Origin of the sequence: Colwellia chukchiensis, from assembly GCF_002104455.1 — a bacterium.
GTDB classification, from domain to species: domain Bacteria; phylum Pseudomonadota; class Gammaproteobacteria; order Enterobacterales; family Alteromonadaceae; genus Cognaticolwellia; species Cognaticolwellia chukchiensis.
In genome coordinates this window covers 514,417-537,483 of sequence record NZ_NBOC01000001.1, presented here as the reverse complement: position 1 = coordinate 537,483, position 23,067 = coordinate 514,417, and the positions used below count along the sequence as shown (strand labels likewise).

Here is a 23,067-nt window from a genome sequence, read left to right as displayed (position 1 = left end):
ATCTCTCTAGTGATGAGGTAAACTGTCAATCAGTTTAGCCTTTGCTAGTTTAACTTTAGCGTCTAACCTTGAACTGAAAAACACCCCTGATAATGCAGCAACCATACCCGCCATAGTCGGAATTGTTGCCATTGATATACCAGACGCCATCAGACGCGGGTTACCAGTACCTTGTTGTGCCATTACTTCAAACACCCCGATCATGCCGGTTACGGTACCGAGTAAACCAATTAGTGGACACATTGCCACCAAGGTTCTAATTGTGAGCATACGTTGCTCTAGTAATTCTGTCGCTTCGGAGATCCAAGTATCTCTAATTCGATGTGCATACCAAGAAGTTGTATCTTCTCTTGCATCCCAACGTCCAACGATATCGTTTTTCATTTTTGGGTATACTTTTGATAAGAACCAATAGCGCTCTATCATCATTATCCACATCAATAAGAGTGCGAAGGCAACAACGTATAGTACGTTACCGCCAGTCGCAATAAAACTCCTGACAGATTCCCAAAGCTCTATCAGGAATAACATTATTTAGACTCCTTCTCTGCAATCGCAGCAATTAAACCAGCGCTTTGCTCGTCTAATTTCTGAAGTACAGACTTACTCTTACCTGCAACAACACTGTGGATTAAGATTAGTGGTAATGCACAAATCAGACCTAAAGCAGTAGTTACAAGAGCTAGAGAGATGTTACCCGCCATAATTTTCGGATCACCTGTACCGAAAAGTGTAATCGTTTGGAAGGTCATGATCATACCGATAACCGTACCTAATAGACCCATCAACGGTGCAATGGCTGCAAACATCTTGATTAAGTTAATACCACGGTCAACTTTAGGTGTTTCTCGCAGAATAGCTTCGTCAAGTTTCAGTTCAAGCGTTTCTGCATCAACTGATTTATTATCAAAGTAAACTTTTAATAAACGACCCAGTGGGTTGTTTTCGTTTGGTTGATCAAGGTTCTTCGTTTGTGCCTTGATTTTCGCACTCATGCTGCCAAGAACAATCATACGCTCAATAGCGATTAACACACCAATGATAAGCAATACTGTGATGGCATAACCAACTTCTTTACCTTCATGGTAGAATTCCATCAAGGTTTTCTTACGCGTTTCTAGCGTTAAGATAGCACCACGAGATGGATCAACGTATAACGGTGAATAACCAGAAGTTTCGCCGAAGAATGACGCAGCTGCACCGGCAATGTAACCAGCAGGTTGCTTAGCTAACGGCTGAACTTGACCAACTTCATCATTGTAGTTTAAGTAACCATTTTCAGACACTAAGTTGAACGTACCAACTCGTACTACAGTTTCTGTAGACTTTGAACCATCTAAGTTAGTCACTTCAGTCGTAAACTTAGAAATTTCACCTGATTGTGTCATTTCAGTTTGCAATGCAAACCATAACTCTTCAAGTTGTTCAAGCTTTGGAATCGCTTTAGAGTTAGCAATAACGTTTAGTACTTCACCACGACCAGGGTATTCTGCTGATACGATAGATGTCGCAATAGAGCCATAGGCATTTGCTGCTGCTGCACGGCTTACACCGAACATTTCACCTAAAGTGCCTTGCGCGTTGCTAAGTTCAACTTCTTTTTGCGCTAAGGTAATTTCGTTATCAGCATACTCTTTAGTTAAACGCTTGTTACGTGCTTGCTGGTCTGCTAATTCTTTTTTCGCTTTGTTTAATAACGCTTGCTTGTCAGCACGCGCTGATAAAAACTCAGCTTCACGTTGTTTATCAATTTTAGCTTCTGAAATACGATCGTTTTTAACTTGCTTTAACAAGTCATCTAATTGATTCGCCGATGCTGATGCCGCTACTGTCATTGAAGCAGCAAGTAATACAAAATTAATAACTTTTTTCATTATTTTGCTCCTGCCGCAAATACTGGTAGTTTAGCTAGATCAAGTGGAAGTTGCTTACGAGCCATACGAACGGCGTCAGTAACAGGTTTCAAGTATTCGTCACCTAAAGCTTCCCACGCGCGCTGTTCATTGTTCCAAACCCAAGCATTTTTCATGTCAAGAGATTGAGCAACAAATGAAATACGTCCCATATGAACAAAGTCAGCAGTGATGGTGCGATCACCTAAGTCAAGCTCACCTTGATACACACCGAATATGGTGCCGTAATTAGCTTCAATCTCATAAGCTTCAAGTACTAAACGAAACTGTTCAGAAACTGAAACGTCTGAGTCACCCATTACATCACGTAACGCAGCGATACGCTCTTTACGTGCATCAATGTTCATAGGAACATCAAGGTCAACAAACTTTTCTAAGGTATCGATCATTTTGTACATTAACGGCACAACACCTTGCTTGGTTTTGTCGATACCCGCAATTTGATCTTGCAATGACTTAATGTTGGCTTTTTGATCGTCAACCATAAGTTGCACATGATCGTTATAACCTCTAAGTACGTCTGCTTCATCAACCGTATTACGGTATTCAGCAAGAAGTTCTTGCGTTTGCTCGTAAATATTGTCGATTTTGCTTTGTGACTTACTCGAAGCTTTAATGATTTGAGCTTCCGCTTTTTGTAGTTTTGTTAGCGCATCTGCAGCCGCGAAGTTGCTTGCTGAAAATGCTAGTGCGCCGATTATCGTCGATGCGATAAGGCTTTTCTTGCTTAATTTGGACATAGTTCCCAACCAATTGCTATTGAATTTTGATAACAAGCTTATTGTTAACGCAAATTTAATAATCTGCCATTTTAAGTTTTAATTTCTCTAGAATAAAACCATGCAATATTCCCAGACGACAGCCTAACTGTCAACTAGGTACATTAAAAAGACAGTTTAATTCATTTCTCGTCAATGAAGTAAACTTTATTTAGTAACGTGATTTGAATAAGATATTTCGTTAACGAGATATATTATTCGGTTATTTTTTGTTACAAACATCCTCTTAATTGTAAAAATATATGCTGCCTATGTTTTACTAACTCTTTCGTAGTAAGTCAAATATAATTATTCAAATGCGGTTTTATTTTATAAATTTGCTTTTAAAACGTACAGCTTCTGCCAATTAAATCTACTAATCTGTATTACCTGATGCGATCACACATAGTAATTAATCAAGCTAACTTAGCCAAGTATAGGACATTTCGCAGTACTTCATATTAAGGTTAACTTCTAAACCACCCAGTAACTGAGTACCTGTTTTTTTCCGCAAATGGCGTTACATAGGTCACCGAATGCACCTTGTTGACATCAAATAAGGTCAAGGAGTTAAAGCTGGGTGACCATGCTTGCGTTGGCGTACCATCTTGTTCAAAAAACTGTAATAGCCCCCCCCAATCAGGATGCCAACCTGGTGTTACACCAAGTACATATGCTATGCGTCGAGTCTCTCCTGGAATATTATCAATATGTCGCGTTAAAAAGTCGCCACGGCGATATCGCGTCGCTTGACCATCAGCGAATCGTAATTGCGTTTGATTTGTTATGGCGCGAATATTTGCAAGTACATTATCTGAATTTAATAGCTGCAAAACGGCTTTAAATTCACGGGGTGAATGATTTTCTATTTTATGACGGCCATATAAAAAGCCTGCGCCCTTGGCTGCGATACTATGGATATTTTTAAATAGCTGTTGCTGAGTAGCAACAGGAAGTTTTTTAATCTCGGCATCACTGGCTTGTTTATTTTGCCCATCTAAATAAAAAGCATTGTCATAATGGCCAGGCTGCTCAATTGCGTTAGCCAAGGTTTTAAGGCTATTTTGCTCTAGGAAGTTAAATACTCTCACAACACCTTGGCGTTCAAATTCAGCTGCTAACTCGTCAATATTACCTATATTATTTGCTTGAATTGTCATGCTTGTCCTTTGTTATCTTTAGGGTTTACGCCACTTCTAAGCCAGCCAGTAATCGATAGTCTTGCAACCGGCGTGTATGGTGGAACATAAGTCACCAAGTGCTCTACTGGCACTTTAAAAATATTGATATCATTAAATGTTGGCATAAAGCTTTTCTTAATATCTAGATCATTCGTCAATAACTGTAATGCCCCACCCCAATCTGCGCGCCACTCTTTTGTTAAATTAATCACAAAGGCGGCCACGCGGTTTTTGCCTGGTACATCATCATTGTGTCGATTTAAAAAATGCCCGGCACTAAAACGGGTAATTTGTGCATCGGCAAAATTGATTTCTGGCGCATTAAGCAGGGTTCGAAATAAGTTAAGTGTTGGCTCACTATTTAAAAACTCAACGATGTCATTAAAAAAATGTCCCGGCAATAATTTATCGTAATAAATATCATAAATTGGAATCGTTTCGTAAAAGTATTGAAAGCTATTGTCTGCATTGCTATGCACTAATTTTAAAAGGTTATTTTTATGCTCGGATGACCAAGTTGCAACCTCAACGCTATTTAAATCTTGATGGCAACCATTGCGCCTGTACACAAGGTTCCATTGTTTTTGCGTTGCAAGTTTTTCAGATATTAAATTAGCGCTATCAGCTGATAAAGCATGCTGCAATTGTACATAACCGTGTGCGAGATAATCTTGCTTAAGCTTGCTGATGTTATTCGGTTCATTTAATGATAATTTCATTTATTCCTCAAGGTTAGGCGGTGATTTATTAGCTGCAAGTTTTACTGTATTATCTCACGCATATATTAAATAACCAGCTTCAATCCATTTCATACACTGGATAAAGCACTGGCTTAAATAGCAAAAAATAATACCTTTATGACGTTAAGTGAATCTCTAAAAATAGCCGAAACCGCTCACCAACAAGGACATTACTTAGAAGCTGAACGTGCTTACAAAGCCATTTTACAGCGTTTTAAGAGTAATGATGCTACATTTGGTTTAGCAACCTTATATACACAAATCAAAAAATATGACTTAGCAATAACGCTTTTTAACCAAGCATTGCAACAAGAGCCATTCGCTATCGATATCACGCTAAACTACGCCATGTGTTTAAAAGCGGCGAATAAAAATACAGAAGCAAGCCAAGTAATTGCAACAATTAGTGCTCATTTACCCAATGACAATTATATATTAAATGCCTTCGCGCACTTAGCACTGTCAATAGCGCAGCCTACCTTAGCCCTCGAAATTACCAGTAAAGCGAACAAGGCAAATCAGCAAACAAAAGTTATCATTGCAAAGGCGCATATGCAAAATGAAAACTGGATTAAGGCATTAGAAAGCTGGCAAAGCTTAAGTGAAACATCGCACAATAAAGCCGATGTGCAAAATAACCTTGCTATTTGCTTGGCAAAGTTAAGACGTTACGATGAGGCGATCACAGCTTTCACGGCGTTTTTACAGTTGGTTAAAGCCGACAGCCACCATTATTTGAAGTTTGCTGATTTGTATATTCTTGCTCGTGATATAGACCAGGCGCGTAGCCAACTTAACAAAGCAATTGCCCTTAATGATGTCAGCTTAACTCGCTATGAAATTGAAATTCGTGTTTGTAGGTTCGAGGGTAATAAGGCTCAGGCATTAAAGGCTGCGGAGCAAGCGCTTACAATCAATCCTTACAGTTATATTGCCTGGGGCGCTAAGCAAGAGTTTGCTAACCAAGACCAACAAGTAACAACACAATTAGCTCACCTATTAACAGACACCATTAGCAATAATTATGAAAACCAGCAAAACCTCTTTACGCTAGCGAAAGCCTATGAAAAGTTAGCGCAATACCGCTTAGCATTTGCTTGTTTTGATAAAGCAAATATGATGCAAGAGCAAATTATTTCTGAGCAAAACCTTAGTTATAATTTCCAACAAGCCAAAGCGCACAACTTATTTTTAAAGCAAGTATTTAGTACGTTGCAACCCGATACCAGCGAAACACCCCGCAACCTGTTTATTGTCGGTATGCCGCGTTCAGGCACCACTTTAATGGATCGTATTTTTGCTCAACATCCGAATATTCAAAGTAGTGGTGAGAATGAAGCTTTAGCCTTATTTATCGAAAACAAGATAAATGCCCAGCAAGATAAGTTAGCGACCAACTGGGAGTGCTTTTTTCAGCAGCATGGTCAAGAGTTTCATCGTAATTACGTTGAAAAAACAGCGCTTAATGCTGATATTGTGGTGGATAAAATGCCACATAATTTTCGTTTTGTTGGCGCCATATTAGCAATATTTAAGCAGGTAAAGGTTATTCAAATGAGGCGCACACCTGAAGATCTTGCCTTATCAATTTTTTCTCAGCCTTTTGCGCCACATCACAATTACGCCGCAAATTTAAAAACTATTGCTCACGCCATATACCACGCTAACCAACTTATGGACTTTTGGCGTGAGAAATTTCCACAGCAAGTTATTGATGTAGATTACAACCAACTTACGCTTGAGCCGAGCGCTCAGGGTCAGCGTATTTTCAAGTTTTGTGGGCTAACATGGCACGATGACTACCTAAATTTTCACACCAAACTTGCCAACAGTTTTACATTTAGTGAGTTGCAAGTTAGGCAGCCAATAAATACCAAAAAGCAAAACTTCTCTCGTCATTACCAGCAAGAATTAGCAGATTTTAAACGCTATTATGCGGAGCTTGCCGGCGACAAGTATTGATGCCGATTTTCCAACCACTGTGCACGAGCATGAAAACTCGCCAAAATATCTTCCTGCTCGGTTGCTGAAAGCTCAGGGTGCCAAATTGAAAAAATTAGCACCACACGGTCTTCATCGGTTGGGTTAATCGCTTCATGTTCAAAAGAGTCATCGAAAACGATTACTTTGCCCACTTGCCAAGCAATATTTTCTCCTGCTACCGTCAAATAGCCACCCTTGGGCACAATAATCGGTAGATGCACTGTCAAGCTATGGTTAGACTGACCAAAATGTGGCGTGATATGTTGGCCCGGTTTCAGTAAAGAAAAAAACACTTCATAAGGGTTATCATTCATTTTGTACAGTGGCAATTGTGCGAGCATTTTTGCGGTTTTTGGCATTTTTGCAAGTAACTTTTCGTTAGCAACACCATCTTTATAGAGGTTAAGCGCAGTCCAGTTTTTCGAGCCTGTTAATGCCTCAAAGCCCTCAATATAGTTGCCTTTTGCTAAGTAAGGCACTCCGTGAGTTTTAATTAACGCCTGTAGGTTTGAAAATTCAGCACTTAAATCTTCAAAGTGTGCCTCTAATGTTTTACTCCAAGCAAAGTCGCTAGCATCATGAATGCCTTTGGCGGTAAGGCTTGGAATATAAAATAAGTGTGGTTGTTGTTGCTTACTTGGGTAATTGAAGCCTTGATTATGGGTCTGCGGCCAGATAGCGGCGGCAATTTTATCGCTGTTATTATTGCTCTTGATGCTTTGACTGTGTAACTGGGTAAAGTGATCGCAAAGTGCAAGGTGCGCGGCATGTGATCTTAGTCGAGTTGGGTAAGCGATGCTTTCATGTTGATATAATAAAGTTAATCGTGCATCACGGTCCTGACCAAGCGAGTATAAGGCGAGTGCTTTTTCTAGTTCACCGCGCTGCTGAAAGAAATAACCCGCATATAGATAGGCTTCAATAAAGTTTTCATCAAGAGCGATACATTTTAAATATGCTTGCGCAGCATTATTTTCAAGACCTATCTGCTCTTCGATAACTGCAAGCCGATATAACTGCTCGACATCTTGTCCATTAATAGCCGTGTACTCGCGCAGTAATTGTAAGCCTCGTTGATTATTTTGTGCTTCAAAGGCTAGGTTTGCTTGCTGCAACAAATTAGCTGTGGTCATGTTATTTTCCTAAAATGTTAACTGACATTAGACATAACTCACCTTATACAGGTGTAATATCACAAGGCGCAGTGAGGCGAAATATATCATCTGGCCCGTTAAACGCAAAAGTGCCATGCCAGACATAAGATGGAAATATCGCCACTAATCCGGCTTTAGGGGTGACAATTCTTGATATTTTCTCACGATCTTGCAAGTTCATTGCACTTTCGCCAAACTTTATCGCGCCTGCATGCTCAGATGTTTGTGGGTAATGACTAAAGTCAGGCACGTTGACATAAAAGCTTGAACTTAGCCAGCCGGCTGGATGAACATGATTAACATGAAAACCATTGGGCTTAAGCTTGACTGACCAAGAGCCAGCAAAACTAAATTGCTGACGCTTTCTGGATAAAAGCGGATGACTATCATCACTTGGCAGCGATGATATATATTCTTGCACAACTTCTGCAAACACAGACTTTAACTCCATTATTTGCTGAACTCGATTGTGAAAAAGACGACCTGGTGTTTGTGTACCAAAGCGTAATGTTTGCTTAAGCGGTGCGTGTTGAGTTTGATGCATGGTAAGTAGCACACCCTGTAATTCTTCTAAAAACATGGCTCTGGAGCTATAGCCTTTAGGTACGGGAATGTCATAAGTTTGAATATGTTTTTGATAATCAATTAACCATAAATAGCGCGCATCATCAGTTAAGCGCCAACAAACACTTTTATAGGCGATGAGCAACTGGTTATGCGGCGCTATTTTTTCTGCATGCGCTATTCGCTGTAATGCTTTCTCATAATCACCAACAATGATTAACAATTCGATTAAATCCAAGGCATTAGTTAGTTTATATTGCTTATCTAGCGAGGTTTCGATCCAAGTAATGGCATTTGCTAGCTCCCCCATAGTCGCCAGCAGTTTGCCTTTTAAATGTAAAAGCTCAGGATTTTGCGCTAAGCTTAACGCTTGTTCTACGACTTGTAGTGCTTGTTCTTTATGCCCTGAGGATAAGAGACTTTCTGCATAAGCATGCCGCAAAGCAGAGTGGCTGGGTAAGTGCTCTATTGCCATTTTAAAGCTTTTACCAAACTGATCTTTTTTACCGATTTGCCAATAAAACTCATTGAGTGTTTCGTGTACTTCACAATTATCGGGCGCTTTTTGTAGCGCACGCCAATAGGCTTGTTCCGCGGCTTGGAAGTTGCCGATATCAAATTGGGTATTGGCTTCGTTATAATCTAGCTCTGCAATGTTAGGAGCAATGGCCTGCGCTTTTTTAAAACAGCTTAAGGCATTAGCAAAATCACCTTGCATTCGATAGGCAACCCCTAAGTTATGCAAGGCATTGACATAATTGGGGTTTATAGCGAGCGCTTGTTGATAATATTTAACCGCATTTTGAAAGTCTTCTTGTGCTTTATAGATATTCGCTAATGAGGTTATGGCCGAAACATCGTGCTTTGCCAAGGCAATGACCTGCTGAAAATTTGTTTTTGCTTGCGCAAACGCTTGGTTTGCAAAATGTAACAGTCCTAAGTTTTTATAGGCATCAAGGTAGTTAGGGTTTAACTGAATGGCCTGCCGGTAATGCTTTTCTGCCAATTGATGATTATTGCTTTGTTTATATGTATTGGCGAGGTTGTTGTGCACTTGCGCTTGCTTATCATTAATGGCTAATGATTGATTAAAATAACTAATCGCTTTATCTGTTTGACTATCAGCCTTATAAGCCATCGCTAATAAATGCAGTATATCTGCACTTGCACCAGCATGCTCTAGCAATGTATTTAGCTCATTGATAACGGTTTTCGCTTCTCCTTTTTGCAATAAGGCAAAAAGCTGCTGAAGCTTGCCAGCGATTGCGGCGGCATTAACTTTCGACATAGTTTTTAAGCTCAACTATTTATTATTGATATGAAAAATACAGTGCTCTGTTAAGGCGACTTTAATCTACAGGAGGCACTTAAACAAGCGCGCTAAAGTGATTAGATTAGACGATTAGCACCTGACAATTTCCCTGCAAAGGTTATGTCATAAAGTATCTAGATAACCGTCTACTAGCAACCTTGAAAACATTGTACTAAAACAATCTCAAAAATTGCTAACGGTGGTTATGATTTAGCTCAAAATTTAGATTAAAAAAAAGTGACCAACAAATGTTGGTCACTTTTATGATTACTTAAATTAAACTATAAAACTTATAGTTTTAAATAATATTAATCAAACGTGTAAGAAGCACTTACGAATACACGTGGACCAATAACGTCATACGTTTCTGGGAAAGTGTTCGCTTGTTGCTGTGAGTCACCTAACGCAGTAGGCTCTTCGTCAAATACGTTCTTAATACCAAAGTTCATGTTTAAGTTTTCGCTAAATACATAGCTAGCGCTGATATCAACATAAAGTGCTGAATCAATTTCTGGAACAATTAAGTCGCTCTTAGCTAAATCGCTATCAACCATTAATTGGTCATCGTCTGATGCGCCGATGTAACGAACTAATGCAGATAACGTTAAGTCGCCGTTTGTCCAGTTAATACGAGTATTAGCTTGGAAGTCAGGCTGTGGAGCACCACAAGTATTACCATAGTAACCCGCACATTCGTATTTAGTATCTAAACCAACAATTGGTACAAAGTCAGATTTTTCTAGGAATGTTGAGCGGAACTGAACATTTAAGTCTGAACCATCACCAAATAAACCAAAATCAAGTTCTTTGTTGTAAGTTACGTTGAAGTCAACACCCGTTGTTTCGATTGACGCAATGTTAGCATTCAATGATTGAACGATATCTACGTTACCATCGGCACGACGAGTAATGTTTTTACACGTTTCGTGGTTAGCATCTTTAACGATGTTGTAACAAACGTTTAGTGTGTTGTTAACGCCGTAAGAAGAAATCGCATCTTCGATTTCAATGCTGAAGTAATCGATAGTGAAATCAAGACCTTCAAATGGCTGAACAACGATACCGACAGTAAAGGTATCTGACGTTTCTTCCGTTAGGTTTTCATTACCACCAAACGAACCTTCAATTTGTCCGTTAGCTTGCTCAAATACACCGATTTGGTCAGCAGCAACACCGTCAGCTAAACAAAGTGCATCACTGGTTACGCCAGGTTGGTAACCGTCAACAGCACATGGATCGGTTGCACCTGGGAAACCATTAGCAGCACCTAAGAATAACTCAGAAACGTTTGGCGCACGTACCGCAGATTGGAAACCAATACGCGTGCTAACCCAATCTGTAGGAGCCCAGTTTAATGCTGCAGCAAATGAAGAAACTTGGCCAATGTTAGAGTAATCAGCAAAACGTGCTGCACCCCATAAGCTTAAGTCTTCTGCGAAGTCTTTACCACTCATTAGAGGTAATGAGAATTCAGTGAATAGCTCATCTGAAGCGTATGAACCCACAGTTGCTTGACCAGCGTTAAAACCTAATACGTCACCCGCTGATAAAAACTCATCTGGGCGGAACGATGATTCATCTTGACGCTTCTCATAACCAAATACTACACCTACTGGCTCATCTGCACCTGGGAAAGTAAATGGTAATGAACCTGAAACCGTGGCCATGAATACTTCTTGCTTAATTGAAGTAATGTTTGCAGCGCCAACGTTTACAAAACCAACCGCTTCATCAGAGATATTACCTTCACCGAAGATGTTTAATGGTACACAACCACCTGAGGTATCTTGACACGCAGTTGCCGCATCGTTAACTAATAAAGCTTGCTTAAAGCGAGATGCTGAAACGTCATTGTTAAGTAGGTTAGACTGATCCATTTGCGCACGACTATAGTACACATCGTATGACCAATCGTCATTAATGTAACCATCAATACCCACTAAAATACGCATTGCGTCACGTGTATCGATTGCTTGACGTGGACCGTTTTCTACCATACGACGGCCAACGAACATCTCGTAGTTACCGTCAGCGTTTAAGTCACCGCTGTTAAGCATGGCTTGTTGTACGTCTGGGGCAAAAAATGCACTGTTTGGATTTACTTCGATAGTAGTAAATGCTGGTGTTGGTGCTAATTCTTGTGGAACTTCGTTACGAATAAATGAAATTTCACTGTAAATACGCGTCTCGTCATTGATGTAAAAATGCGAGAAAGCACTCATAGTTAAACGCTCTTGCGGTAACTGCAAGAAGTTATCTGGTGCATAGTTGAAACGGTCAGCGCCAGTAAATGGAGCACCTGAACCGTCTGGTAAGAAACGACCTAAGTTGTCACCATTAGGTAATGTAGGACCGCCAAAAACACGCGTACCTGGAATACCAGAAGAACCACCAGCGATTAGGCCATCAGCGCCTTCTGTTAAGGCTTTATCTGAAAATGCACGATCACCTTGGAATAAGGCTTCACGCTTTGAGTAACCGATGTAAAGTACAGCGTTACCACGATCATCAGCGAAGTTACCACCCATAGTTAAATCAAGGTTAAACTTCTCGGCATCGTTTTCTGTTGTTACATCATATAAGGTTGAAATTTCAACACCTTCAAAATCGTCTTTCATTTTGAAGTTAACAACACCACCGATTGCATCTGAACCGTATACCGCAGAAGCACCACCTGTGATGATTTCAACATTTTCGATTAATGATGCAGGGATTGTATTCAAATCTACAACACCTGATTGGTTCGAAGGAACCCAACGACGACCATTAACCATAACTAGCGTACGTGAAGTACCTAAGCCACGTAAATCAACTGTTGCTGTACCGTCACCTGGGTTGTTTGAGCTTGGTCCAAACGAAGGTAAAGTAGAAGGTAACTCAGCAAGTTTTTGCTCGATGTTAAGGTTACCAGAAATTGCGAATTCTTGAGCATCAATTTCGATAATTGGTGTTACTGCTGTTAATTCAGAGCGGCGGATACGTGAACCCGTTACTTGGATACGTTCAACACCTTTGTCTTCTGCTGCAGCTTCATCAGCAAATGCCATAGCAGCTGGTGCAGCTAAAGCGGTAGTTGTTGCGCCAGCTACAAGAGCTAAGCGAACAGCTTTAGTAAGCTTGTTACTTTGATACATTGATATACTCCCTGGACCACTTTCGTGATTCTAGTGTTTAAATTCAAGACTATATTGTCTTGTTATAAATTTATTGAGTTCTTAAGCGAACTGTCGGTGAAGATATTAAACTTAATGTTGTTAGTTGGTCAACACAAACAGTTACGTTTCAATTACATTATTCACAGTTAACTAGTAAACGCAACTATAAAGCAGACAAATTCAGGTAAAAACAACAAGATAAGCTCAAAGAATTAAAAACAATATTTACATTTGTCATTTTCTTATTGTAAAACGTTTGCTATTACGCCATAAAGCACTACCCCGAAGCCATCAAAAAAACCTTACAATACAATAACTAAAAAATTATATAAGGCGACAACCCAACGGTGTCGTCATGAGAAACAATAGCAGTCACTTTGTTTGTAAGCCGTATTTTATTGCTAGCCATTTGCACTGGTTTTACGGCAAGTTACATGCTCAAAATACCAGAAATCAATAACTTATAAATATTGCAAAAACGTAAACAAAATGAAACAGTTTTGCGTGTTTTGTAAAATGTCTTTTATTTCGAACACAGTATTATTATGAAAATTGCGGCTAACTTGCACAGTTAGGCGACAAGTCGTCCATGATTTAATAGTAAGCTGCTTTTAGCGATAAAATAGAAAAGTTGCCTGCATGTTAACGCACGCCAGGCCAGCAGATTTGTCCTGACTGGGCGAAGTACCAGCAGTCGTTAATGAGGAAAGCTTTAAGCCAAGATTAAAAGATTTAAGGGTTTAGGGTTAAGTAAGCAAGGCTATCGCCGTTAGCATTGCCCGCTAGTGACTGCACAAAAACAATTTATAGTGACTATCGTGTCAGAGACATTAGAGCATATGTTCAATGGGACTTACCATAAGCTAACAAAAAGCAATATGCCAATCATCACAGTGTTGACAATTGGCATAGGTCATTGCTTTGTTTGAGCTAATTTAAGCGTTAAAACTTACTGGTGATACTCGCTTGAAAGTAACGCCCTGTGACATCAAACGCTTCAGAAACGGTATTAATACCGGTTCCGCCTTTATCATGACCTTGACCTGCAAATGGCGGCTTTTTGTCAAATAAATTACGGATATTAAGGCTCAACTCTATGTTTTCTGCTACATGATAATTCGCTGAGATATCATGATAAACCATCGAAGGATAGATATTGGCCGCTTCTAAAGGTTCAAAGTCAGTAAAGTTGAAGTTATCGCCTTCAACAGAGTCCACCGACTTGTCCCAATAACGCATACGCCACGAAAAAGACAGATCTTCTAAGGCATAATTTAAATTCAAATTGGCACGGTTATCTGGATTTAATACCTCACCGGCAAAGTCTACCGAGCTACCATCTTCAATAGCGGTTTGGATCCACTCTCGAGTATGGTTCCAAATTAAATCCGCTTTTAAGGTACCTGGACCAACTTCTACGGTGTAATTAAATTCAATATCAATCCCCGACGTTTCAATATTGTTTTCATTACTGGTACCAGAATTAACCTCAGTAAGCGCACCATTTGCATCACGCACCGTGGCACCATTACAGTTTGGCGAAAACTCTGCCGATGACACGGCGTAACACCGGTTCAGCACTGTAGTTCTGCTGGTTGTGTCTATGGCATCTTCGATAGAAATATCATAATAATCTACTGTCATTGATAAGCCATCCATGATTTGCCAAACCAAGCCTGCACTCCATGTGTCAGCCGTTTCTTCTTGGATATCTGGGCTACCACCAATAGTACCGCCAGCACTTTGTGCTTCAATTTGCGTTAATTCAAAAGAGCCATTAGCGGCTACACGCGCTGCTATGCTTGGAATAGATAAGCAATTGATGGCTTCTTGTGAAGTCGATGCCGCCGTTATACCATTACAAGGATCGGTAACACCAGCAAAGGTTTCACCGCGACCACCAAATAAATCGGCAACATTGGGGTTACGAATAGCAGTGGCTGCAGAAGCACGGAACATAAGTTCATCCGTGGGTTGATATTGCAGACCTAAGTTCCATGTAGTGGCTTCACCGACAATTTCATGATCTGAAAAGCGTACTGCCACATCAACCTCAAACTCATCAGTTACCGGTAAAATAGCTTCCGCAAAAATATCATTACTGTAGAAGGAACCATTGGTTGCTTCGGACTTATTGGTTGACGAAGCCCCTGTTTGTGCTAAGTCTCCTGGACTAAAAGCACCTTTTTCTAACCTATGCTCGGCACCAAAGGCAACGGCAACATTACCGCCAGAAAGCTCAAACGGCAACTCACCGGTTACCGAGGCGGCAAATACAAACTGCTCAACACGGCCGGCGACTTTTGCAGGTGATCTAACGTAAGCAACGGCAGCGTCAGAAATGGTATTAGCACCAAACATATTCAAGGGCACACAACCTTGCAAGCGAGCTAACTCATCAACACATTGTAACGTGCCATCATCAGCCAATTCGACATCAAGTGCCAATGCTGCACGCTCAACATTAACTTGACCACCATTTTGCTGCGTTTGATCGGTTTGCCCCCAGCTAATGTAGGTGTTGAGGTTCCAATTATCATCGATATTCCAATCAAAACCGGATGCCACACGAATGGTTGAGCGCTCTAGATCAGTTGATCTCGGGCCAAACTCCACCATACGACGACGAAAACCAACTTCATTCAAGTCGCTAACACCATCAGCAATTAAATTGTCTCTAAGTAGAGCTGGTAACAGGGGCGACATTACACTCATGCCACCGTTACCGCCACGGTCATTAAACCAAATATCATCGTGTACCGTTAAGGCATAAGGCTCTATGGTCGAATTGTTGGTTTTGGTGGAATTCCAATTCATTTCAGTAAAGAAATTTATATCTTCACCAATTTCCTGATTGAAATTCATCGCCACATATTTACGCTCTAACGGCGTAACTAGTTGGCGGTAGTCGGCGCGATTAAATCTGTCGCCAGCAAAACCAGCGGCACCATTAAAAGGTGTGCCATCTCCGTTATAGCCGCTCGCCGTACCACCGATGCGCCCCTGTGGTGGAAAGGACGAAAATATATCGCCAATCACTTCATTGCCATTATCATCTAATATTGTTGCCCTATCGACTGCAGAAAACGGACGGTCAGAGGACTTCAAGCCTTTGTCTTCATCATAGCCAAAAGCCATAGTCACACTACCTGTATCCCATGTATTACCTGCAGTGATATTGATTGCGTATTTTTCACGGTCACTTTCATCGGAAATACCCGTTTGCAGGTTAACTTCAACCCCTTCAAAATCTTTACGGGTTATGATATTGATTACACCAGCGACCGCATCGGTACCGTAAATTGCCGAAGAGGCACTTTTTAAGATTTCAATACGTTCAATCATCGCGGCAGGTATGGCATTTAAATCAACCGCATACCCTACCGACGGAGAAACACCAGACACGAAGCGACGACCATTAACCAGTACTAAGGTTCGCTCTTCTTGCAAATTACGCAATGCAGTTGTATTTAGGCCAACACTGGAATTGGTAAATGAGGTATTCGATTGATCCGAGCCAGCCACAGCAACTGGACTAGTATTTAGCACATCGGCAACATTAATTGCCCCCATGGCTAAGATATCTGTGCGGCCTATAACAGTGATAGGCACTGGTGTTTCTAGATCGGTACGCTTGATACGCGAGCCGGTAACTTCTATTCGTTCGACCTCGTCAACGCTATCTTGCGCTAACACCAAAGCGCTTGGTGCTAATGTTAGTGCTGCACTAGTACTCAACGCCAGTGCTAGATTGGTTGGTTTTAACAATGTACGATTACTTAACATGTTACTCTCCCTGCACCACTTAAGTGATGCTGATACCTTAAGGTTCAAGACTATTAATTTGTCTTGTTTGGCTTAACGTTACACTTAGGAATAAAACATCAATTTCGCTAACGCAACGCTCTAGCGCAATACTAGACCCTGCATTATCAATAGCTAAACCAGAGGTATTTCAACCTGTGAATTTTAGCAACATTTCATTTACAATTTCTCAATCCTTTAATTGATACAATCATAAAAACATAAAATTATTAGTTACTTACAAGTTAAAGTTTACCGATAGCGAATTTCATCGTAATCGCTCAATCGTAAACACAATGAAACATTTTCTGTGCGACTTGCTAACGAAATGTCATGCAAAAACAAAGAGGTAAAATTAGTTCAATATATTTGCAAATTGGCAGTTGAGCATTAAAGATTTAAAAAACAATAAATTCAATTTGAAAACAATTAGTTAAGGTATGTATAGTGCTTTATGAAAAATTTAGATACATCTTTACTTATTTAAACTATGTCAAATTGTGTCAATAAGCGTTTTTGGCTGATAAAGATCGGCAAAATGACGCTTGTATGTGCTATAGTCTGCGGCTCATTTTACAGGCAAACTTTCTATGACTATTGTTGATCCCGTACTAGACCTAAGTTTATGGATAACCTTATGTAGTGTCGGTTTTGTGGCCGGGCTGATTGATGCCATTGCTGGCGGCGGTGGCATGTTAACCGTACCAACATTATTAACCTCTGGGCTTCCCCCACATGTTGCACTAGGCACCAACAAATTAGCTGCTTCATTTGGCTCCAGCACCGCTTCGTTTGCTTTCTATCGCAAAAAGTTATTTAACCCCAAGTATTGGCGAGTTGCTATTATAGCAACCGCTATTGGCGCTATCATTGGCACTTTAATTGTTAATTTACTGTCTGTTGAGTTTTTAGATAAATACATTCCGGTATTAATTATTTTAACGGCGGTTTATACCCTAGTCGCTAAATCAACTATTAATCAAGTTTGTGGTTTACCGATAAAAACTAACGCCATTAAATGCAAACAGATGATACAAGGACTAGTGTTAGGGTTTTATGATGGTGTTGCTGGCCCCGGCACAGGCGCATTTTGGGTTAGCTCATCAAGTGTCCTCTACAAAATAGACATCCTACTCAGCTCAGGGTTAGCGCGCGCAACCAATTTTGTTAGCAACTTTTTTAGTTTAATAACTTTTATTTACCTTGGCCATGTGAACTTTCTTCTTGGCTTATCAATGGGCTTGTTTATCATGTTGGGTGCTTGGGTAGGAGCGCATTATGCCATCAAGTTTGGCGGCAAATTTATTCGACCGGTATTTATTACTGTCGTTATTTTGATGTCAATTAATTTAGCTCACCAAGCATGGTTTAGCTAAACAGGGAACAGCATGCAAACAGCCATCAATAAAATCCTCTCGATACTTGAGCAACTTAGCCAACAAGCACTTGCGCTTGATCAGCAAAATAAACAGACTAAGTCGCACCAATTAATTCAAGAAAACGACATATTTTCCAACGCTATTTTTAACACCCATAGCGATCAATTCTACCCTTATGTACTTGAAGTAAAAACTAAAACGGCTGAACTTTCGCGCTTATTATCAGCAAAAAAAAACACCCTAGCGCACAGTCGACTGCAACTGATAGAACAGCAAATATCAGCTTTGCGTAATGCCCTTAACGCAAATGAAGCATTGCATAAAGAACCGACACAACGTTTACAAGCCATCAAAGCCCGTCGCTATAAAAAAGCTGCTCAAGCGGTTATGCACTCAAGCCACAGCTTGCATCAAAAACTCGCAGAAATTCAAGAGTTTGAGCGCCGATTAGTGGCTATGATCGAATCCCGCGAAGCGCAACGACAACAAGCAAACGCCCGACAAAGTGATCAGCTTTCTAAAGAGATTTTGGCTTTACACCAAAGACTTGGTCGCTGTCGGCAAGCACTTTCTAAAATCGAGCGTGAAATTGCTAAATCGGTAAAGTATTAATGCTCGTGACTGATATTTTATGAAAATATTACCTTTTAGTTGAAAAAATGTTGGTGTTTTCATTACTCTAGCATTAGGCTTGAAAAATAACTCTCCACTTAAAGGGCTTCGCTGATGAAAATTTCTGATGATATTCACAACTATTATGAAAAATTAGTGGCGCAACATTTTACCGCGCTAAAATTAGAAGAAAGCTACGATGAAGAGTTTATCGCTGATCTGGTATGTGTCGTGCTGAATCAGTTACCAACCCGTTACATTCGTCACGAAGTAGATATGGCATTTTATTTGCCGGCCTCAGAACGCTTTGAAATGGAAAACAACGTCAAAGTAGCGGTCGCTAAAGCGTTAGAATTTATGAAAGAACATAACTAATTTTTTATCAGACACTGGTAACGCCATTTGAATATTCCCGACCTGCCCAATAATCATGCCCTAGCAGTGTTAGTGATCACTGTCCTAGCTTTGTATTTATTTCGTCGAGAAGATATTCCATTAGAAACCTCATCTCTAGCCGTTATTGCCATTTTATGTTTATTATTTGCATTGTTTCCATTTGCCATTAACGGTGACCACTTTGAGCCCAGTTCCTTATTTTTTGGTTTTGGCCATGAAGCGCTAGTTACGGTTTGCGCGCTGATGATTATCGGCCATGGCATAGTGCGCACCGGTGCTTTAGAGCCTATTGGCCGACACCTCGCTAAACTTTGGAAGATCAGCCCGACCTTTTCATTGTTAATTACCTTGATACTGGCAGGCATTTTGAGTGCCTTTATTAACAATACGCCGGTCGTGGTTTTATTGCTGCCCATATTGATCAGCGTTTCATTGCGCAACAAAACTGATGCTTCGCCTATGTTAATGCCTATGGGCTTAGCAACCTTAGTTGGCGGCATGGCAACTACCATAGGTACATCAACCAACTTGTTAGTGGTGAGTATTGCGAAAAACATGGGCGCGGCTGAGTTCGGACTGTTCGACTTTGCTAAACCGGCACTGATTGCCGCTATAGTTGCGATTTTTTACTTATGGCTGATAGCGCCTAAGCTTATTCCGCGCCGCACTTCCTCAATGTCCGACACATCGCCTCGCTTATTTAGTGCTTATTTAAATATCAATCAAGAAAGCACGATAAAAGATAAAACCATCACCGAAGCAATCGCCTTAACCGATGGTCAGCTAAAAATAGAAAGCATTCAACGTGGGCCTGATTATCGCAATATTATGCCTTTGCCTGATACTGTGCTTGTTGAGGGCGATCGCTTAAAAGTCCATGACTATCCAGACAAATTAAAAGAATATGAAACTGTACTTGGCGCAACACTATTTTCTGAGTTACATAAAGTCGATGATGAACACCCATTAAAAGCCGATAAACAAACACTGGCAGAGATTGTAATTATCGCCGGCTCGGGTATTGAAGGCAGAACACTGCAACAAGCTAACTTTATCAATAAGCACGCGATTTCCGTGGTAGCCTTGCATCGCGCCGGTAAAGCCTTGGAAACAGGGCGCAGCGGCATCGGAAAAACCCGCTTAAAAATTGGCGATGTTTTGTTAGTGCAAGGTGAACATGAACAAATTACCTTGTTAAAATCTAAACCTGGCTTGTTGATCATTGATGGTGCAGCATCATTACCACAAACGAAAAAAGCCCCTATTGCTTTGGCAACCTTATTTGCCGTGGTATTAACCTCAGCACTGGGCATTTTATCGATAGAAATTAGCTCAGTGTGTGGCGTACTTATTTTACTATTAACTAAATGCTTAAATTGGCAAGAGGCCTCATCAGCCCTAAGCACACAAATTATTTTAATTGTTGCCGCTTCGCTAGCACTCGGCTCAACAATGATGGTGACTGGCGGCGCAGAATATATCGCCAAAGTTTTTGTCGCAGCTTCTTTTGGCTTACCGCCAGCCGGTATTTTATCAGCACTTATGCTGTTATTAGCCATTTTAACCAATATTGTTTCCAATAACGCTGCAGCGGTTATCGGCACCCCCATTGCCATCTCAGTTGCCAGTCAATTGAACTTAGCGCCAGAGCCGTTTATTTTAGCGGTATTATTTGGCGCTAACTTAAGCTATGCCACACCAATGGCTTATAAAACCAATTTATTGGTGATGAATGCGGGTGGTTATAAGTTTTCAGACTTCATTCGAATTGGTGTGCCACTTATTCTTCTGATGTGGATCACTTTATCACTGCTATTAAACTGGATGTATTTATAGCCGGCAAACCAAAATCACTATGCCACTACAACTCGCCATACCTCGTTAAAGCATGAACCACTGCCCTTGTAGCTGTATTTTTACTAACAGTGAAAATCTCTTTTCTGAACATAAAATTTAGACTGTTTCTTTGAAATCCCCTTGTTAATCAGTGCTTAATTTTGAGCGCTATTGTTATTATTTTTATTGCCACTCGTAACCTGAGTGCTCCAAAGCCGATAACGAAGCTGCACACAGCCGCATCCGTACAGAGTTTGACTAAATACAACTTAGAGTATGTCGTATGTACCCAAGAGTAGAAATCAATTTAGAAGCAATTAAACACAACCTAAGGCTATTAACTACTCGCTGTAGAAGTGCGGGCATTGACGTTGCCGCCGTAGTTAAGCTGGTGTGTGGCGATCCGGTGCTGCTTAAAACCGTGGTTGACGCCGGTATTGATGTAATTGCTGATTCTCGACTGGAAAACTTTCAAGGTCTGACTGGTTTTAGCGGTAAAAAACTACTCTTACGACTGCCAATGCTCAGCCAAGTGCAGCAATTGGTTGATACGGTGGATATCTCTTTAAATTCTGAAATTGAGATCATGCGAAAAATTGCCGCTACGGCTCGGCAAAAAGGAAAAACGCATGACATTATTTTAATGCTCGACTTAGGTGACTTACGCGAAGGCATAATTGACAGTGACGTTTTAGATGGCACCATAGCGGAGCTTTTGACTCTTGAAGGTATCAACTTATTAGGGCTAGGTAGTAACCTTACTTGTTTTGGCGGCGTGATGCCAAGTACAAAAGCACTAAATAAACTCATAACAATTAAAAATCAGCTTGAAACTAAATTTCAGCTCAAGCTTGACGTCATCTCTGGGGGCAACTCAGGTTGCTTAACGTTATTAGACAATGGCAAGCTACCTGTTGGTGTCAATCAACTCAGGTTAGGTACTTCTATTTTTATGGGCTTGGGTCTAAACGATCAACAAATACCAGGGCTTCAATACGATAACTTTATCTTAGTCACTGAAATTATTGAAATTATGGATAAACCGTCCGTTCCTATGGGGGAGATAGGCCTAGATGCTTCTGGAAAGGTGCCAAGCTTTGAAGACTTAGGTATTCGTAAAAAGGCACTATGTGCCATAGGCTTACAAGATATAAATTATGCATATATCAGTGCGCTTGATAAAGCTATTAAAATTTTAGGTATGAGTAGCGATCATCTCGTGTTAGACATCTCAGACTCCTCACAAGCCTATGTAGTCGGTGATAAACTTAAGTTTCAACTATCTTATCAGGGGGTATTAAGTGCAATGAATTCTAGCTATATCTATAAATACTACCATGACGGTGCCCAACCTTGGCAGTTACTAGCAAATATAGCCTTACCGGCAAATGGCCCGTCAGCTAAACGTCAGCACACGATAGCGCACAACTAAGCCTGTTACGCTACTTACTCAGTAGGTTGTTGTAAATAAAGTTTTTTAATATCCAGCTGGGATGCGGTTTTAACATTTTTTGAAATCGGAATAGTTTTATGATCAATGTCCAGATCAGAGCAACCTAATAAGTATTCTATGGTTTTTTGGTACGCGTCAATATGGGGTGATACTATTTTTAATAGATAATCAATACTACCTAATACCGCTTCGCATTCTACAATCTCTGCAATACTAGCCACTAATTTCTCAAACTCGTTTGCTTTCGCTGTACTATAGTTTTTTATCGATATTTCCACTCTATAATAAGATACATCGATTATTTTATTCAGATTTAGCTCTGCACGATAACCTTTAATGGTGCCGTTTTTTTCGAGCTTTTTCATTCTTTCCCAACAAGGAGTTGCAGAAAGGCCCACTTCTTCAGACAGTTGCAATTTGGTCATTCGGCCATCACGAGATAGTGCCGATAATATTTTTAGATCTATTCTATCTAAGCCAACTTTCTTGTTTGTCTTACTCAATGTCTTTACCTTAACTCTGCTTAAAACTTCACCATTTTTTCTTACTTAACAAGGTAATAAAAGTCGTTAGTAACGATACGGTTAATTACCAAGCCAAGGCCATTCTAGCATATGGTTTATAACTAGAAATAAAGATAATCACTAAATTAAGATAAAAATCCAGAGTGTTTTCCTTACTCTGCTGTGCTCTTTAACAATTAACGCTGCTGCAATTTATTTCCATTGAACACCTTGTTCGCAACTCACTAGCCCACCACGACTTAAGCAAATAATAAAGGTCGCAAACGCGTGCGATAAGTTGCTTGATAATTTATTGCTAAACTC

Annotated in this window: 16 protein-coding genes; 6 read left to right on the top strand and 10 right to left on the bottom strand. The window is 40.4% G+C overall.

What is annotated here, in order from left to right; genetic code table 11:
* Positions 1 to 6: 6 nt before the first annotated feature.
* The 5 genes from B6K83_RS02420 to B6K83_RS02400 all read right to left on the bottom strand — a co-directional run bounded on the left by B6K83_RS02420 (position 7) and on the right by B6K83_RS02400 (position 4,571).
* Positions 7 to 531 (bottom strand): MotA/TolQ/ExbB proton channel family protein, encoded by a 525-nt coding sequence (locus B6K83_RS02420; protein ID WP_085282869.1) that lies wholly within the window; start codon positions 529 to 531, stop codon positions 7 to 9.
* Positions 531 to 1,874, bottom strand: coding sequence for a MotA/TolQ/ExbB proton channel family protein (locus B6K83_RS02415; protein WP_085282867.1), 1,344 nt, complete (start codon positions 1,872 to 1,874; stop codon positions 531 to 533). The genes B6K83_RS02420 and B6K83_RS02415 overlap by 1 nt, the downstream gene beginning before the upstream one ends.
* Positions 1,874 to 2,653, bottom strand: coding sequence for a DUF3450 domain-containing protein (locus B6K83_RS02410; RefSeq protein WP_085282865.1), 780 nt, complete (start codon positions 2,651 to 2,653; stop codon positions 1,874 to 1,876). Before B6K83_RS02410 ends, B6K83_RS02415 begins: the two co-directional genes overlap by 1 nt.
* A gap of 485 nt (positions 2,654 to 3,138) precedes the next feature.
* Positions 3,139 to 3,831, bottom strand: a complete 693-nt coding sequence (locus tag B6K83_RS02405) for a 2OG-Fe(II) oxygenase (protein WP_085282863.1) — start codon at positions 3,829 to 3,831, stop codon at positions 3,139 to 3,141.
* A complete protein-coding gene (locus B6K83_RS02400; protein WP_085282861.1) occupies positions 3,828 to 4,571 on the bottom strand; it encodes a 2OG-Fe(II) oxygenase in 744 nt (247 codons plus the stop codon). Before B6K83_RS02400 ends, B6K83_RS02405 begins: the two co-directional genes overlap by 4 nt.
* Before the next feature lie 138 nt (positions 4,572 to 4,709).
* On the opposite strand from B6K83_RS02400, the gene B6K83_RS02395 reads away from it, so the two are divergent.
* Positions 4,710 to 6,554, top strand: a complete 1,845-nt coding sequence (locus B6K83_RS02395) for a tetratricopeptide repeat-containing sulfotransferase family protein (protein ID WP_085282859.1) — start codon at positions 4,710 to 4,712, stop codon at positions 6,552 to 6,554.
* Here the strand turns inward: B6K83_RS02395 and B6K83_RS02390 are convergent.
* From B6K83_RS02390 to B6K83_RS02375, 4 genes are all read right to left on the bottom strand, one after another.
* On the bottom strand, positions 6,524 to 7,708 hold the full coding sequence (locus B6K83_RS02390; protein ID WP_085282857.1) for an aspartyl/asparaginyl beta-hydroxylase domain-containing protein: 1,185 nt from the start codon (positions 7,706 to 7,708) through the stop codon (positions 6,524 to 6,526). The two genes, B6K83_RS02395 and B6K83_RS02390, sit on opposite strands and share 31 nt — an antisense overlap.
* 43 nt (positions 7,709 to 7,751) lie before the next feature.
* Positions 7,752 to 9,581 (bottom strand): tetratricopeptide repeat protein, encoded by a 1,830-nt coding sequence (locus B6K83_RS02385; RefSeq protein ID WP_085282855.1) that lies wholly within the window; start codon positions 9,579 to 9,581, stop codon positions 7,752 to 7,754.
* Positions 9,582 to 9,913: 332 nt separating this feature from the next.
* The gene (locus B6K83_RS02380; protein ID WP_085282853.1) at positions 9,914 to 12,739 is read right to left on the bottom strand and encodes a TonB-dependent receptor domain-containing protein; all 2,826 of its coding nucleotides are present in this window, start codon (positions 12,737 to 12,739) and stop codon (positions 9,914 to 9,916) included.
* 963 nt (positions 12,740 to 13,702) lie between these two features.
* Positions 13,703 to 16,546: a TonB-dependent receptor domain-containing protein gene (locus tag B6K83_RS02375; protein WP_085282851.1), complete on the bottom strand. Its 2,844-nt coding sequence runs from the start codon at positions 16,544 to 16,546 to the stop codon at positions 13,703 to 13,705.
* Between the two features lie 614 nt (positions 16,547 to 17,160).
* Between B6K83_RS02375 and B6K83_RS02370 the strand changes: the two genes are divergently transcribed.
* The 5 genes from B6K83_RS02370 to B6K83_RS02350 all read left to right on the top strand — a co-directional run bounded on the left by B6K83_RS02370 (position 17,161) and on the right by B6K83_RS02350 (position 22,219).
* Positions 17,161 to 17,940, top strand: a complete 780-nt coding sequence (locus tag B6K83_RS02370) for a sulfite exporter TauE/SafE family protein (protein WP_085283292.1) — start codon at positions 17,161 to 17,163, stop codon at positions 17,938 to 17,940.
* 12 nt (positions 17,941 to 17,952) lie between these two features.
* A complete protein-coding gene (priC, locus tag B6K83_RS02365; protein WP_085282849.1) occupies positions 17,953 to 18,555 on the top strand; it encodes a primosomal replication protein PriC in 603 nt (200 codons plus the stop codon).
* A 114-nt stretch (positions 18,556 to 18,669) separates the two neighbouring features.
* Positions 18,670 to 18,930, top strand: a complete 261-nt coding sequence (locus B6K83_RS02360; RefSeq protein ID WP_085282847.1) for a late competence development ComFB family protein — start codon at positions 18,670 to 18,672, stop codon at positions 18,928 to 18,930.
* Positions 18,931 to 18,957: 27 nt separating this feature from the next.
* Positions 18,958 to 20,787: an SLC13 family permease gene (locus B6K83_RS02355; RefSeq protein ID WP_085282845.1), complete on the top strand. Its 1,830-nt coding sequence runs from the start codon at positions 18,958 to 18,960 to the stop codon at positions 20,785 to 20,787.
* Positions 20,788 to 21,070: 283 nt separating this feature from the next.
* Entirely contained in the window at positions 21,071 to 22,219 is a 1,149-nt protein-coding gene (locus tag B6K83_RS02350) for an alanine/ornithine racemase family PLP-dependent enzyme (protein WP_085282843.1), read from the top strand.
* A gap of 14 nt (positions 22,220 to 22,233) precedes the next feature.
* Here the strand turns inward: B6K83_RS02350 and B6K83_RS02345 are convergent, their stop codons facing one another.
* Positions 22,234 to 22,743, bottom strand: coding sequence for an Lrp/AsnC family transcriptional regulator (locus B6K83_RS02345; protein ID WP_198951647.1), 510 nt, complete (start codon positions 22,741 to 22,743; stop codon positions 22,234 to 22,236).
* Positions 22,744 to 23,067: the final 324 nt, after the last annotated feature.

Excerpts from the sequence above, each read along its gene's own strand:
- B6K83_RS02420 (WP_085282869.1), bottom strand. The coding sequence starts at position 531 with ATGTTATTCCTGATAGAGCTTTGGGAATCTGTCAGGAGTTTTATTGCG.
- B6K83_RS02415 (WP_085282867.1), bottom strand. The coding sequence starts at position 1,874 with ATGAAAAAAGTTATTAATTTTGTATTACTTGCTGCTTCAATGACAGTA.
- B6K83_RS02410 (WP_085282865.1), bottom strand. The coding sequence starts at position 2,653 with ATGTCCAAATTAAGCAAGAAAAGCCTTATCGCATCGACGATAATCGGC.
- B6K83_RS02405 (WP_085282863.1), bottom strand. The coding sequence starts at position 3,831 with ATGACAATTCAAGCAAATAATATAGGTAATATTGACGAGTTAGCAGCT.
- B6K83_RS02400 (WP_085282861.1), bottom strand. The coding sequence starts at position 4,571 with ATGAAATTATCATTAAATGAACCGAATAACATCAGCAAGCTTAAGCAA.
- B6K83_RS02395 (WP_085282859.1), top strand. The coding sequence starts at position 4,710 with ATGACGTTAAGTGAATCTCTAAAAATAGCCGAAACCGCTCACCAACAA.
- B6K83_RS02390 (WP_085282857.1), bottom strand. The coding sequence starts at position 7,708 with ATGACCACAGCTAATTTGTTGCAGCAAGCAAACCTAGCCTTTGAAGCA.
- B6K83_RS02385 (WP_085282855.1), bottom strand. The coding sequence starts at position 9,581 with ATGTCGAAAGTTAATGCCGCCGCAATCGCTGGCAAGCTTCAGCAGCTT.
- B6K83_RS02380 (WP_085282853.1), bottom strand. The coding sequence starts at position 12,739 with ATGTATCAAAGTAACAAGCTTACTAAAGCTGTTCGCTTAGCTCTTGTA.
- B6K83_RS02375 (WP_085282851.1), bottom strand. The coding sequence starts at position 16,546 with ATGTTAAGTAATCGTACATTGTTAAAACCAACCAATCTAGCACTGGCG.
- priC (WP_085282849.1), top strand. The coding sequence starts at position 17,953 with ATGCAAACAGCCATCAATAAAATCCTCTCGATACTTGAGCAACTTAGC.
- B6K83_RS02360 (WP_085282847.1), top strand. The coding sequence starts at position 18,670 with ATGAAAATTTCTGATGATATTCACAACTATTATGAAAAATTAGTGGCG.
- B6K83_RS02350 (WP_085282843.1), top strand. The coding sequence starts at position 21,071 with ATGTACCCAAGAGTAGAAATCAATTTAGAAGCAATTAAACACAACCTA.